11 protein-coding genes are annotated in these 12,990 nt (G+C 73.1%); 7 read left to right on the top strand and 4 right to left on the bottom strand.

Features of this window, described 5'->3' with window-relative positions:
* Positions 1–190: 190 nt before the first annotated feature.
* From AB0G10_RS29095 to AB0G10_RS29085, 3 genes are all read right to left on the bottom strand, one after another.
* Positions 191–2,470: an N-acetylmuramoyl-L-alanine amidase gene (locus AB0G10_RS29095; RefSeq protein WP_360928519.1), complete on the bottom strand. Its 2,280-nt coding sequence runs from the start codon at positions 2,468–2,470 to the stop codon at positions 191–193.
* A 140-nt stretch (positions 2,471–2,610) separates the two neighbouring features.
* Positions 2,611–5,127 carry an ABC transporter permease gene (locus tag AB0G10_RS29090; RefSeq protein ID WP_360928516.1) on the bottom strand — a complete coding sequence of 839 codons (2,517 nt, stop codon included), beginning with the start codon at positions 5,125–5,127 and terminating at the stop codon, positions 2,611–2,613.
* Positions 5,124–5,873 carry an ABC transporter ATP-binding protein gene (locus AB0G10_RS29085; protein ID WP_360928513.1) on the bottom strand — a complete coding sequence of 250 codons (750 nt, stop codon included), beginning with the start codon at positions 5,871–5,873 and terminating at the stop codon, positions 5,124–5,126. The genes AB0G10_RS29090 and AB0G10_RS29085 overlap by 4 nt, the downstream gene beginning before the upstream one ends.
* Here AB0G10_RS29085 and AB0G10_RS29080 point away from each other — a divergent pair.
* The 5 genes from AB0G10_RS29080 (at position 5,872) to AB0G10_RS29060 (ending at position 9,996) form a co-directional block, all read left to right on the top strand.
* The gene (locus AB0G10_RS29080; protein ID WP_360928510.1) at positions 5,872–7,155 is read left to right on the top strand and encodes a histidine kinase; all 1,284 of its coding nucleotides are present in this window, start codon (positions 5,872–5,874) and stop codon (positions 7,153–7,155) included. The genes AB0G10_RS29085 and AB0G10_RS29080 overlap by 2 nt on opposite strands.
* The gene (locus AB0G10_RS29075; RefSeq protein WP_360928507.1) at positions 7,152–7,790 is read left to right on the top strand and encodes a response regulator transcription factor; all 639 of its coding nucleotides are present in this window, start codon (positions 7,152–7,154) and stop codon (positions 7,788–7,790) included. The genes AB0G10_RS29080 and AB0G10_RS29075 overlap by 4 nt, the downstream gene beginning before the upstream one ends.
* 343 nt (positions 7,791–8,133) lie before the next feature.
* Complete coding sequence (locus AB0G10_RS29070) at positions 8,134–8,892, top strand: lytic polysaccharide monooxygenase (protein ID WP_360928504.1); 759 nt, start codon at positions 8,134–8,136, stop codon at positions 8,890–8,892.
* Positions 8,877–9,431 carry a DUF305 domain-containing protein gene (locus AB0G10_RS29065; RefSeq protein WP_360928502.1) on the top strand — a complete coding sequence of 185 codons (555 nt, stop codon included), beginning with the start codon at positions 8,877–8,879 and terminating at the stop codon, positions 9,429–9,431. The genes AB0G10_RS29070 and AB0G10_RS29065 overlap by 16 nt, the downstream gene beginning before the upstream one ends.
* A gap of 43 nt (positions 9,432–9,474) precedes the next feature.
* Complete coding sequence (locus AB0G10_RS29060; protein ID WP_360928499.1) at positions 9,475–9,996, top strand: GNAT family N-acetyltransferase; 522 nt, start codon at positions 9,475–9,477, stop codon at positions 9,994–9,996.
* Here AB0G10_RS29060 and AB0G10_RS29055 read toward each other — a convergent pair.
* Positions 9,986–10,891 (bottom strand): LysR substrate-binding domain-containing protein, encoded by a 906-nt coding sequence (locus AB0G10_RS29055; RefSeq protein WP_360928496.1) that lies wholly within the window; start codon positions 10,889–10,891, stop codon positions 9,986–9,988. The two genes, AB0G10_RS29060 and AB0G10_RS29055, sit on opposite strands and share 11 nt — an antisense overlap.
* Before the next feature lie 70 nt (positions 10,892–10,961).
* Here AB0G10_RS29055 and AB0G10_RS29050 point away from each other — a divergent pair, with 70 nt between their 5' ends.
* Together AB0G10_RS29050 and AB0G10_RS29045 are read left to right on the top strand one after the other, a co-directional pair.
* A complete protein-coding gene (locus tag AB0G10_RS29050) occupies positions 10,962–11,864 on the top strand; it encodes a DMT family transporter (RefSeq protein ID WP_360928493.1) in 903 nt (300 codons plus the stop codon).
* Between the two features lie 52 nt (positions 11,865–11,916).
* Positions 11,917–12,981 (top strand): sulfotransferase, encoded by a 1,065-nt coding sequence (locus AB0G10_RS29045; RefSeq protein WP_360928490.1) that lies wholly within the window; start codon positions 11,917–11,919, stop codon positions 12,979–12,981.
* Positions 12,982–12,990: the final 9 nt, after the last annotated feature.

Raw genomic sequence — 12,990 nt, 5'->3', positions numbered from 1 at the left:
ACTTCACAAGATCGCGGAAAAGGGGGCCAGAGGTTCAAGATCGGGCCGGCCAGCCACCCACCACCACCTCCCGATCTTGTGGAGTTCTGCAGGACCGGTCCTGCGGCACTTCACAAGATCGCGGGAGGGTGCGGGGGCCGGAGGGCGAAGGCCAGGCCGGGCGGGGCGGGGGCGGCGGCGGGGCGGAGGGCTAGTTGCCGTAGACCAGGCCGTCGGAGATGACGGTCGGGCGGCCCTTCGTGCCCAGCACCTCGATCATGATCTTGTGCTTGCCGTTGGACAGGTTGCGCGTCCAGACGGCCTGGCGGTACTGGTTCGAGCCGGCCTTCAGGTCCAGCGTGGAGACCTTCTTGCCGTCCACCCAGACGGCGACCTTGCCGGACTTCGGCGTCCTCGCGAAGACCAGCGCGGCGGTGCGGCCGGTGAACGTCCAGGTCAGCTTCCGGCCCTTGGCCGAGGCGGAGAGCGCCTTGCCGCTCAGGTGCGACGACTTCTTCACGGTCGTCCACGCGCCGGTCTTCTTCGCCGAGGTCTCCGCGGTGAGCGACACCTTGCGCTTGATCGCGGCGGCCTTGGTGTTGCCGGCCACGTCCCGGGCGGTGACGGTGTAGGCCGTGGTGCCCGGCTTCACGCTGACGTTCCAGCTCTTCGTGGACGCGCCGAGGGTGGCCGCCCGAGGCTTGCTCACGGTGAACCCGGCGAACGCCGCGTTGTCCTTCGCCGACAGGGTCAGCGTCACCGGCACCGAGGTGGTGCTGTAGGTGCCGGTCCGCAGGTTGACCGCCATCCCGGCGGTCCAGGCCGGCGCGGTCACGTCGCCGACCACGGTGGCGCCGGCCTGGGCGGTGCTGCCGGAGACGTGTACGCCGCGGACCACGACGCTGTGCTTGCCGGCGGCCAGGCCGACCGACGCCGAGCGTGCCGAGTTCGCGACGCTGCTGACCTTCCTGCCGTCGACGTAGATCTCGAAGCGGGCGATCTTGGCGGTCGCCGTGGTGGTCGACCAGGACAGGCCCGCGGTCTTCTTGACGTAGTAGGTGCTGCCGGACTTGCCGCCGCCGGTGACCGGCTTCAGGGCGAGCCCGGTGATCTGCTCGACCGAGAGGGCCCGGATCGCGGCGAGCCGCGCGTAGAGGTTCTTGCCGGGGCAGGCGGTCGCGTCGGCGTCCCGGTGGCCGGAGACGCGCTGCAGGGTGACCTTCGCGCCGGCCTTGTACTTGCCGTTCGTCGAGCCGGCCGTGACCGTGACGCTGCTGGTCGGGTTGTAGCCGTACTTGCCGAGCCGGGCCGCGGCGACCTGGCCGACGACCTTCTCGATGGTGCCGTTCGAGGCGGCCGTCTCGAAGTTGCCGATCACCGCGATGGCCGCGTAGTTGGTGTTGAAGCCCTGGGTGTGCGCGCCGACGACCGGGGTCTCGACGCCGCCCTTGCGGCCCTCGAAGAGCTTGCCGCACTTGTCCAGCAGGTAGTTGTACCCGATGTCGGACCAGCCGTTGCTCTTCACGTGGTAGGTCTGGATGCTCCGCACGATCGCCGCCGACTCCGCGCAGGAGTAGTCGTTGGTGGTCGCGGTGTGGTGCACCCACAGGGCCTTGACCTCGGTGCCGACGTCGATCGACTTCACGATGCGCTCGTCGGCGCTCCAGCCGGCCCGGTTCACGTAGGACGGGAACTGCGCCTTGACCGGGACCGTCGAGGTCGGCACGGGCGCGGCCGTCGTGGTCTTGGCCGGGGTGGCGGACCGCACCGGAGCCGAAGCCGGAGCCGGCGAGGCGGTGGTCTTCGAGGGCGACGCCGCCGGAGAGGGTGAGCTGCTGGAGGCGGCCGGCGAGGGCGACGACGAGGACGGCGCCGGCGAGGGCGACGATGAGGAGGGCGCCGCCGAGGGCGCCGGGTCGGTGGACGCGGACGGATCCACGACCGGCTCACCACCGCCCTGGCCGCCGCTCTTCGTGCCCGGGTCGATCAGGTCGAGGCGCAGGCCGGCCGGAAGTCCGGTCGCACCGCCGGCGATCCGGGCCGCGACGCCGTCCGACGGGCCGACCCAGAGCGGTTCGGTGCCGCCGCGCCGCCCGCTGTCCGCCGCCTCGGCGCCGTCCGGGCCGATGTCCGAGCGTTCGAGGTCCTGCCAGCCGCTCCAGGTGCCGGCCACGCTGCGGGTCTTGACCTGGATGGTGCCGGCCGGCGCGGCGGCCGGGTCGGACCAGGTGACGCCGAGCAGGCTGAACCGCTTCGTCTCGCGTTCCGGGACGTCGACGTCGCCACCGCCGGACTGCGCCGCGATGTCGACGGTGCTCAGGTCGGTCTCGATCTCCGGGGGAGCCGCCGCCGGATCGGGCGGGAGGACGGTGACCGCCTCCGCCACGAAGGCCGGCTCGGCGCTGTCCGGCCAGGCCAGCACCGCCACTCCCCCGCCGGCCGCCAGCACCGCTGCCGCAGCGCCCACCCCGATAGCCAGCCGTCGATTCATCAAACCCGGTCTCCCGCTCCCCAGTGACGATCAGTGAAGATCAGTGAAGATCATGCGGGCGTGAACGCTACCGGACCGTCCGCTCGCAGGCGTCCCCGGATCGAGGGATCGTTATCTGTGAACGGACGGTCACCCGTCGGCTATTCGGTGCCGAGCGCGTTCACCGGGCTCACCCGCGCGGCACGCCGGGCCGGCAGCACTCCGGCCAGGGCGGTCAGTCCCACCAGGGCCAGGAAGACCGCGGCCAATTGCCACACCGGCAGGGCGAGCGGCGCATTCACGCCGGTCGCCAGGACCGCGAGCCATGCGTACGGGATACCGAGCACGATCCCGAGAGCGGCCCCGATCACTCCGTACAGGGCGGATTCGGTCGTGAGCATCGCCCGCAGCCCGCCGCGGGACATCCCGACCGCGCGGAGCAGGCCGGATTCCCGGACGCGTTCCACCACCGAGAGCGCCGTGGTGGCGCCGACCCCTACGATCGCGATGAGCACGGTGAGCCCGATCAGCACGAGCGCGACGGCGAGCAGCACGGTGAGCGCCGTGTTCATCTGGTCGCGCTGGTCGGCGAGCACGGTGACCCGCAGCTCGGGCTGGCCGGCGGAGGCCTGCCGGAGCGCCCGGAGCCCGGCCGTGCGCCCGTCCTCGCCCTCGCGGGCCGCGTCGGCGAGGACGCCGCTCGCGCCGGCCGGGGCGCCGAGCGCCGTGAGGTCGGCCGGGTCGACGACGAGGCCGCTGTGCAGCGGCGCCATGTCGGCGAGGACCGCCACCACCGTGAGCCTCACCTCGCGCCCGCCGGCCGTGACCGTCGCGGTGTCGCCGGTGGTGAGCCCGGCCAGGTCGGCGACGAAGCGGCCGAGGACGACCGAGCCCGCCTTCAGGTCCCCGGCCGAGCCGCTCGCGGTGTCGAGGGCCGCGAGCCGGGGCAGCGCCGCGAGCGACAGGTCGGTGGCGGCGACGTCCTCGAGGCCGCCGACCTTGACGGCGTCGATCCGCCGGTACGGCGTCACCCGGGTCAGGTCGGCGCCGGCCCGGGCCCGGTCGGCGACCGCGGCCGGCAGCGGCCCGCCCCCGGCGCTCCGGAGCTCGAAGTCGGCCGGCGCGGACGAGGCCAGTTCCCGGTCGGCGAGCATCCGGATGGACGCGCCGCCGACCAGCACCCCGGCGATCAGCGTGACGCCGAGCGCCACCACGACGGAGACGGCGGCGGCCCGCCGGGTGCTGCCGCCGACCCCGCCGACGGCGAGCCGGCCGACCGGGCCGAGCCGGCGCAGCGGCCAGCCGGTGACCGCGAGGACCGGGCGGACCAGGGCCGGGCCGAGCGCGATCAGGGCCACGAACGCCAGGCCGCCGGAGACGATCACGCCGAGCAGCAGGGGCTTCGGGTCGTACTCCTGCGGGTCGGGCCCGGGCAGGTTCACCGCGACGTAGCCGGCCACCCCGGCCGCGAGCAGCACGAACGCGAGGCCGGTGAGCCAGCGCGGGAGGCCGATGCCGGGTTTCGCGCCGGTGGTGGCGGCGCTGCGCAGCGCCTCGAGCGGCGCGACCCGGGCCGCCGAGAGCGCCGGGGCGAGGACGGCGACCAGGGTGATCAGTACGGCCAGGGCCACGGTCCCGAGGGCGGCGGGCAGCGGGAAGCCCGGCGACGCGACCTTCCAGCCGAGAGCGCCCAGGATCGGCGGTACGGCGTGGCAGACCGCGAGCGCCGCGACCACCCCGGTGACGCCGGCGACCAGGCCGGTCAGCACCCCCTCGGCGGCGAGCGCCCGGGCCAGCGCGGACCGGCCGGCGCCGACCGCGCGGAGCAGGGCGAGCTGGCGCAGCCGCTGGGCGAAGACGATCCGGAAGGTGGACGCCGCGATCAGCCCGGCCGCGATCACGGCGACCGCCACGAACGCGCCGACCACGGCGAACACCTGGGTCACCTCGCCGGCCGCCTGCTGGGCCTCGTCCAGCCGGACGTCGGCCCCGGTGACCACCTCCGGCTGCTCCGCTCCCCCGGCCACCAGCTTCGCGATCTCGTCGCCGACCACGCCGGCATCGGCACCGCCGTCCAGCCGCAGGTCGATCTGCTCGAGGCCGTCGTCGCCGGTGAGGGCCGCCACGGTGGCCGCCGGGGCGTACCCCTGAAAGCCGAAATCGTCACGCGGGGTGACCACGCCGACCACCTCGAGTGGCACCGCCTTGCCGGTGCCCGCGTCCGCGGAGACCTTCGCGCCGACGGTGAGCCCGAGACGCTCGACGGTCCGCGGCGTCACCGCGATCCGGCCGGGACCGTCGGGCAGCCTGCCCTCGGTCAGCGTGACCACACTGAGCGGACCGGCGCCGGGATCGGCGATCAGGCCGAGATAATCGCCGCCCACCTCGAAACCGCCCACCTCGAGGCCGGCCTCGGCGCGGCCGGTCGCCTCCGCCACGCCCGGCAGCCCGCTGATCCTCGCCAGCGTGCCGGCGTCGAGCGTGCCGCCGCGGACCACCAGGTCCACCGCCTCCGGGGTGCCGGCCAGGCCGTTCAGCACGCTGCGCTCGGTGATCTGCTGGGCCAGCACGGTCGCGTAGACCACGAACGACGCGACCAGCACGGCCAGGCCGGTCAGCAGCATCCGCGCCGGACGGCGGGCCACCCCGGCGAGCTGGGTGCGCAGGAGCGCCCTCATCGGCCGGCCGCCAGGGCCTGCAGGGCGTCGGTCACCGAGGCGGTGTCCGGCCGGTCGATCTCCCCGGCGAGCCGGCCGTCGGCCAGGAGCACGACCCGGTCGGCGTACGCGGCAGCCCCCGGATCGTGGGTGACCATCACGATGGTCTGGCCCAGGTCGCGCACCGAGTCGCGGAGCAGCCGCAGCACCTCCGCCCCGGACCGGGAGTCCAGGTTGCCGGTCGGCTCGTCGGCGAAGACCACCTCGGGGCGGGACACCAGCGCCCGGGCCAGGGCGACCCGCTGCTGCTGGCCGCCGGAGAGCTCGCTCGGCCGGTGGGTGAGCCGGCCGGCCAGCCCGAGCGTCGTGACGAGCCGGTCGAACAGCTCCGGGTCGGGCGCGTGGCCGGCCAGGTCCAGCGGCAGCGTGATGTTGGCCTGCGCGGTGAGCTGCGGCAACAGGTTGAACGACTGGAAGACGAAGCCGATCCGCTCGCGGCGGGCCCGGGTCAGCACCCGGTCCGGCTGGCGGGTCAGGTCGGTCTCGCCGAGCATCACCTGCCCGGAGGTGGCGGTGTCCAGCCCGGCGAGGCAGTGCATGAGCGTCGACTTGCCGGACCCGGACGGTCCCATGATCGCGGTGAAGCGGCCCCGGTCGAAGCCCACCGTGACGCCGTCGAGCGCGCGGACGGCGGTGTCGCCGGACCCGTACACCTTCACGAGGTCCACGGCCGCGACCGCCGTGTGTTCTACCAGCTTCATCTGCATGCCGAGCAGCTTGATCGATACGTTCGGCGGGCACATCGGCCCGCGGACCGGGTTCGGCGCGGTGCCGGGTCTGCCTTTCGGCCGATGGGGGCACCCCGCCCAGCGCTTACGCTGGGTCACGATGCTCACCACGTTCTTCCTCCGTGCCGGTCAGGTCGCCGCCCTCGGCGTGCTCGCGCTGCTCGGCCTCATCGACCTCAACAGCGGCGGGATCAACGGGTCCTACGCGCCGGCCCAGGTGGCGATCGCGGTGGCGGTGGCCGCCGTGTGGCTGCCCCGGCACCGGCACGGCTCGCGCGCGCTGCCGATCGCGGCGATCGTGGTGGCCGGGCTCTCCCTGACGTTCACCCTGCTGCTGCTCTCCCGGCAGACGCTCGGCGGCGTGTGGGGGCTGGCCGAGGCGGCCGCGTTCCTCGGGGTGGCCGCCGTGGTGGCCCGGCACGCGCCGCCCGCCTGGGCGGTGGTCGCCTGCGCCGCGATCGGCCTGGCCGCCGGGACGATGCCGCTGCGCGTCGGGCAGAGCAGCATCTACGTCACCTTCGGCCTGATCCAGGCGCTCGGCATCGCCGGCGCCATCGGCGCCGGCGTCACGCTGCGGACCATGGAGGGGAATCGGCGGCGGGCCCTCGATTCGGTACGGGTCGAGCAGCGTGCCGAGTTCGCGCGCGACCTGCACGATTTCATCGCCCACCACGTCACCGGGATCGTCGTGCAGGCCCAGGGCGCCCGGTTCGTCGCCGAGCAGGACCCGCAGCGGGTGCTGCTCGCCCTGGAACAGATCGAGCAGGCCGGCGCCGAGACGATGGCGTCGATGCGGCGGATGGTCGGCGTGCTGCGCGACCCCTCGTCGGAGCCGGACGCCCCGCTCGCGCCGGTCGCCGGGGTCGGCGACCTCCCGGCCCTGGTGGAGCAGTTCGCCGCGGCCGGTGACCTGCCGGTCCGGCTGGACACCGGGGACGACGACGGGTCCGGCCTCCCGGTGGAGGTGTCCACCTCGGCGTACCGGGTGGTGATGGAGGCGCTCACCAACGCCCGGCAGCACGCGCGGCAGGCCACCGCCGTGGACGTGTGGCTGCGGCGTACCGATCATCAGTTGCTCCTGCGGGTGGCGAACGACGGCCCTCCGCCCCGTCCGGCCGGCCCGCGTGATCGTCCGGGGTACGGTCTTGCCGGGCTGACCGAGCGGGTCCGCGCGGTCGGCGGGCAGATCACGGCCGGCCCCGGGGTCGACGGCGGCTGGGTGGTCGACGCCGCGTTGCCACTGAACGGGAGTGATTCGTGATCCGCGTGCTCATCGCCGACGACCAGGCCATGGTCCGCACCGGCTTCGGCATGATCATCGGCGCGCAGCCGGACATGGAGGTCGTCGGCGAGGCGTCCGACGGCGTGGAGGCGGTCGCGGCCGCCCGGCGGCTCCGGCCGGACGTCGCGCTCTTCGACATCCGGATGCCGAAGATGGACGGCCTCCAGGCCCTGAGACTCCTGGCCGGGCCGGGCGTGCCGGACCCCGTGAAGATCGTCGTGGTGACCACGTTCGACCTCGACGAGTACGTCCACGCGGCACTGCGCAACGGCGCCGCCGGCTTCCTGCTGAAGGACTCCGGGCCGGCGCTCCTCGTCGAGGCGGTCCGGGCCGCCGTCTCCGGCGACGCCCTGATCAGCCCGTCGGTCACCGTCCGCCTGCTCAAGCACCTCGCCACCCCGGCCCGGCCGGCCGACGACAGCGGCCTCTCCCCGCGCGAGCTGGACGTGGTCCGCCTGACCGCGCGCGGCGCCACCAACGCGGAGATCGCCACCGAGCTCTTCATCTCGGTCGGCACCGTGAAGACCCACCTGGGCAGCGTGCACGCAAAACTCGGCACCCGGAACCGCGTCGAGATCGCCGCCTGGGCCTGGGAACACCGCCTCGTCGGCTGACCACTCCGCCCAGCTCTCCCTTCCCGCCCAGCTCTCCCTCCGCGCAGCTCTCCCTCCGCGCAGCTCTCCCTCCGCGCAGCTCTCTCTCCGCGCAGCTCTCTCTCCGCGCAGCTCTCTCTCCGCGCAGATCTTGGAGAGTTGCGCCCGCATTCCGACCCAAACTCGCCAAGATCTCGGCCGGGACGGCCGGGACGGCCGGGGACGGCCGGGGACGGCCGGGGACCGCCGGGGAGCGCTCTCACCAGCCAAAAGATCCCTAAAGAATCCTTAACACTCTTTACTGTTAAGAGAACTTAATTTACGTTGGTGAACATCCCCGCACCTCCTACATCGGAGTAACTGGATGAAACGCAGGTTCTCTCTGCCCGCGCTGACCGTCGCTGCCGTGACCGGTTCCCTCTTCGTGGCGGTCTCCCCGGCCTCCGCGCACGGCTACATCTCGTCCCCTCCCAGCCGGCAGGCCAACTGCGCGAGCGGCGCCGTCTCCGGCTGCGGCGACATCGTCTACGAGCCGCAGAGCGTCGAGCAGCCGAAGGGCTCGACGCAGTGCAACGGCGGCGGCAGCCGGTTCGCCGTGCTGAACGACAACGGCAAGGCGTGGCCCGCCGCGAGCGTCGGTTCGACGGTCACGTTCAACTGGGTGCTGACGGCGCGGCACTCGACCGCGACGTGGGAGTACCTCATCGGCAACAAGGTGGTGGCGTCCTTCAACGACGGCGGCGCGCAGCCCGGCGCCACGAAGAGCCACACGGTGAACTTCGCCGGCTACTCGGGCCGGCAGACCGTGCTCGCCCGGTGGAACATCTCGGACACGGTGAACGCGTTCTACTCGTGCGTCGACCTGAACTTCGGCGGCGCCACGAACCCGGCGCCCACCCCGACCACGCCCGCCCCGACGCCGACGACGCCGGTCCCGACGACCAGCCCGACCCCGACCCCGACGGCCACCAACCCGGGCGGCACGACGTGGGCGGCCGGCACCACCTACAAGGTCGGTGACCGGGTGACCTACGGCGGCCGGACCTATCAGTGCCGGCAGGCGCACACCGCGATCAGCGGCTGGGAGCCTCCGAACGTCGCGGCGCTGTGGGCCGCGGTCTAGCAGCCAGGCGAGCAGCAGGGGGTCTCCTCCTGCTGCTCACCCTGCTGCTGAGCGGGTGTGGCGCGGAGGAGGCGGCGCACAACGACACCGACGTCATGTTCGCGCAGATGACGCTCGCACAGATCGGCGAGGGTGATCAGGTCGCGGCCGTGGCCGAGAGGTCGGCGACCGGCGCCTCGCTGCGGACGCTGGCCGCCGAGCTGCGCGGCCAGTGGCAGACCGAGAAGGCCACGATGACCACCTGGCTGACCGATTGGGATCAGCCGCTGGAGGCCGATCCGGGCACCGGGCTGCACGCCGGGCACGGTGATCTGCACGCGCTCCAGCCGGGCGACATCGACGGCCTCTCCGCGGCGAAGGGCTCGGATTTCGACCGGATCGCGGTGGCGCTGCTCCTCGGCAACCTGCACAACACCATGGAGACGTTGCGGATGCAGGCGGACGGCGGCGCCCACCCCGAGGCGCTGAGCCTGGCCGAGTCGATGACCACGACCCGTCAGGGGCAGATCCAGCGCCTGCTGGCCCTGGCCTCGGGGTGAGATTCAGGAGCAAGGTCAAAGGCGTTTTCTGTACGGTCGGAGCATGCCCGACCTGATCCGGCCGACGATCCGCCTGCACGAGTCCTGGCTGCGGTCCCGCGCCGAGTGGGGTGCCGTCCACCAGCCGGGCTCCGGGCTGCGGCCGGACGACGACGTCGAGTCGGCGGCCGGGTTCGCCACCTGGGTGACCCGGCTGCGGTCCGAGGAGGACACGTCGCTCACGCCCGTCGAAGGGCTGGTGCACTGCACCTACCGCTGGATCGTGGAGGACGACGAGCTGCTCGGGGCGATCTCGCTCCGGCACACGCTCAACGACTTCCTGTTCCGCGCGGGCGGCCACATCGGCTACGGGATCCGCCCCTCGGCGCGCCGCCGGGGCCTCGCGAGCTGGGCACTCGGCGAGATGCTGGTCGAGGCCGGCAAGCTCGGCATCGACCGCGTCATGATCAGCTGCGACGTGACGAACGAGGCGTCGGCCCGGACCATCGAGAAGCACGGCGGCGTCCTCGAGGACATCCGCGACTCGGAGATCGGCCGGGTGAAGCGGTTCTGGATCACGCTCTGACCGGCACCGCCGTGACGGTCTCCCGGAGCAGCCGCATCACCTCGGCCACCATCGGGTTCGGCGAGCGCCGCCGCGGCGTCGCCGTCCCGATGAACCGGCAGGGGCCGGGCGGGGCGAGCCGGATCGCGGTGATCCCGCTGCGGTCGGCGGTGAGCGCCACCTCCGGGATCATGCTGATCCCCACGCCGGCCCGGACCAGCGACTGGGCGAACTGGTAGTCGGTCCCCCGGCACGCGGTGCGCACCTCGAAGCCGGCCAGCGCCGCGTAGTGGCCGAACACCTCCTCGATCCGCAGGCAGCCGAGCACCCAGCGCTCCAGGGCGAGCTCGGCCAGGGTGATCGAGGAGCGGCCGGTGAGCCGGTGCCCGTCCGGCAGGACGATCCACATCGGGTCCTCGGCGAGCGGGGTCCAGAGCAGGCCCGGCGCCGACGGCGGCGGACCGTCGAAGTGGTAGGCGAGGGCCAGGTCGGCGGCCCCGGTCCGGACCAGTTCGAGGCTTTCCTCGGGCTCGCTCTCGATGACGGTGAGCTCGACGCCCGGGTGCTCCGCGGTGAACCGGGTCAGCGCGGCCGGGAGCAGCCGCTGGCCGCCGCTCGTGAACGTCGCGACGGTGAGCCGCTCGGTCCCGGCGCCGGCCAGCCGCTCGATCTCCTGGTGGGCGTGGAGCAACTCGGCGGCGATCGACTCGGCGGTCTCGACGAGCACCCGGCCGGCGTCGGTCAGCTCGACGCCGCGGGTGCTGCGCCGGACGACCGGGGTGCCGACGGTCCGCTCCAGGGCGGCGATCTGCTGGGAGACGGCCGACGGCGTGAGCCGCAGCACGGCGGCGGCGCGGTTGAAGCTGCCCTGGCGGGCCACCTCGGCCAGCACCTGCAGGCGACGAGTGTCGATCATCAGTTTTCCTTACAACGCCAACAGGAAGTCGTCACTACCGCTTACCACCGTACGCAATGAAGCTGATCCTGTGAATCGTCTCGCGTGGCTCCTCTTCGTCCTCGTCTCAGCCCTCTGGGGCGTCCCCTACCTCCTCATCAAGATCGCGATCGTGGACCTCTCGCCGGTCTTCGTGGTGGCCGGCCGCACCGCGATCGCGGCCGCCGTGCTGATCCCGATCGCGGCGGCCCGCGGCACCCTCGGGGCCCTGCGCGGCAGGCTGCCGGTCGTCACGCTGATCGCGATGGTGCACATCGTCGGCCCGTTCCTGCTGATCACCTACGGCGAGCAGCACATCTCCTCGTCGCTGACCGGCATCCTGATCGCCGTCGAGCCGGTCGCCATCGCCCTGCTGATGGCCCGCAGCGAGCCGCTCGGCCCGGTCCGCGTGGCCGGCCTGATGATCGGGTTCGCCGGCGTCGTGGTCCTCGTCGGCCTCGACGTCTCCGGCGACCGGTACGGCCTGCTCGGCGCCGGCATGGTGCTGACCGCCGCGATCAGCTACGCGGTCGCCACGATGCTGGTGCAGCGCCGGGCCTCGGACGTCCCGCCGGAGACGCTCACGGTCGGCACCACCGTCATCGCCACGGTGGTCCTGCTGCCGTTCGCGCTGATGAACCTCCCGGCCGGCCCGGTCAGCACCGGCTCCTGGTCCGCGCTGGTGGCGCTCGGCGTGTTCTGCACGGCGGTCGCGCTGCTCGCGTTCTACCGGCTCATCGGGCTGGCCGGCCCGACCCGGGCGGGGCTGGTCACCTACGTCAACCCGGTCGTCGCGCTCGGCCTCGGCGTGGTCCTGCTGCACGAGCCGATCGGGCCCGCCACGATCGCCGGGTTCGCGCTCATCGTGGTCGGTTGCTGGCTCTCCACCCGCCCGTCCCGGCCGGCGCCCGCCACCGCGCCGGCGAGGGATCTTCACCTCGTCGGTCAAGATTGACAGGCAACTCCCAGGCGGACGACAGCGTGTGCACCTATTCTGCACAGACTCTTTGCGAAATCTTTTCCTGGTCAACAAGATCGCCGAGGGGAGTCTCGTCATGTCGCGGGATGGGAGCACGCCCACCGACCGCCCGATCTTCGTGGTCGGGTGCCCCCGGTCGGGCACGACGATGCTGCAGCTCATGCTGCACGCCCACCCACGGATCGCGATCCCGCCGGAGACGAGGTTCCTGCTCGCCGGATACGCGAAGCGCGCCGAGTTCGGCGACCTCACCGACGCGGCGAACCGCCGCCGGCTCGCCGCCTGGATCGCCGAGTCGGCGCAGTTCGGCGACCTCGGCCTCGATCCCGCCGCGACGATCGAGGCGATCGTGGCGGCCCCGCCGACACTCGGCTCGGCGTTCGGGACCGTCTTCAAGATGTACGCCGACCGGTTCGGCAAGCCGCGCTGGGGCGACAAGCGGCCGCTCTACCTGCGTCACCTGCCGACGATCCTGCGGCTCTTCCCGGACGCGCAGATCATCAACATCATGCGCGACGGCCGGGACTGCGTCTCCTCCCTGAAGGAGACCCCGTGGAAGCCGGCCGAGTTCGACACGCTGATCGACTACTGGACGCAGTCGGCCGACGCGTCGCTGCTCGCGGCCCGGCGCTACCCGGACGACGTCTACCACCAGGTCCGCTACGAGGATCTCGTCGCCGACCCGGAGCCGCACCTGCGCCGGATCTGCGCGTTCCTGGAGGAGGACTTCGACCCGGCGATGACCCGGCCCAACCGGCTGGCCTCGGTGGCCGTGCCGGAGTGGAAGACCTGGCACACCCTCACCCACAAGGAGCCGACCACCGAGCGGGTGGCGAGCTGGAAGTCCCGGCTCACCGCCGACGAGGTGCGCCGCTGCGAGACGGCCTTCGGCGACCGGCTCGCGAAGTTCGGCTACCTGCCGTCGCTCCCGGTGCCGCGCAGCGCCCGGATGCGCTACGACGCCCGCCTGATCGCCCGGCACCGCCTCGGCCCGGCCCGCAGCGCGGCCCGCGACCTGTGGACCCAGGTGCGCAGCGGGCAGGGCGAGCCCGAGGTGGCCGCCCGGCTGACCTCCCGCCAGCTGGCCGGCTGACCCCGCCCG

Source organism: Actinoplanes sp. NPDC023714 (assembly GCF_040639855.1).
In the GTDB taxonomy this organism is placed as follows: Bacteria; Actinomycetota; Actinomycetes; order Mycobacteriales; family Micromonosporaceae; genus Actinoplanes.
This window is presented reverse-complemented; position numbering and strand designations above follow the sequence as displayed.

Coding starts and splice junctions, on each gene's coding strand:
- AB0G10_RS29095 (WP_360928519.1), bottom strand. CDS start 2,470: ATGAATCGACGGCTGGCTATCGGGGTGGGCGCTGCGGCAGCGGTGCTG.
- AB0G10_RS29090 (WP_360928516.1), bottom strand. CDS start 5,127: ATGAGGGCGCTCCTGCGCACCCAGCTCGCCGGGGTGGCCCGCCGTCCG.
- AB0G10_RS29080 (WP_360928510.1), top strand. CDS start 5,872: ATGCCGAGCAGCTTGATCGATACGTTCGGCGGGCACATCGGCCCGCGG.
- AB0G10_RS29085 (WP_360928513.1), bottom strand. CDS start 5,873: ATGCAGATGAAGCTGGTAGAACACACGGCGGTCGCGGCCGTGGACCTC.
- AB0G10_RS29070 (WP_360928504.1), top strand. CDS start 8,134: ATGAAACGCAGGTTCTCTCTGCCCGCGCTGACCGTCGCTGCCGTGACC.
- AB0G10_RS29060 (WP_360928499.1), top strand. CDS start 9,475: ATGCCCGACCTGATCCGGCCGACGATCCGCCTGCACGAGTCCTGGCTG.
- AB0G10_RS29055 (WP_360928496.1), bottom strand. CDS start 10,891: ATGATCGACACTCGTCGCCTGCAGGTGCTGGCCGAGGTGGCCCGCCAG.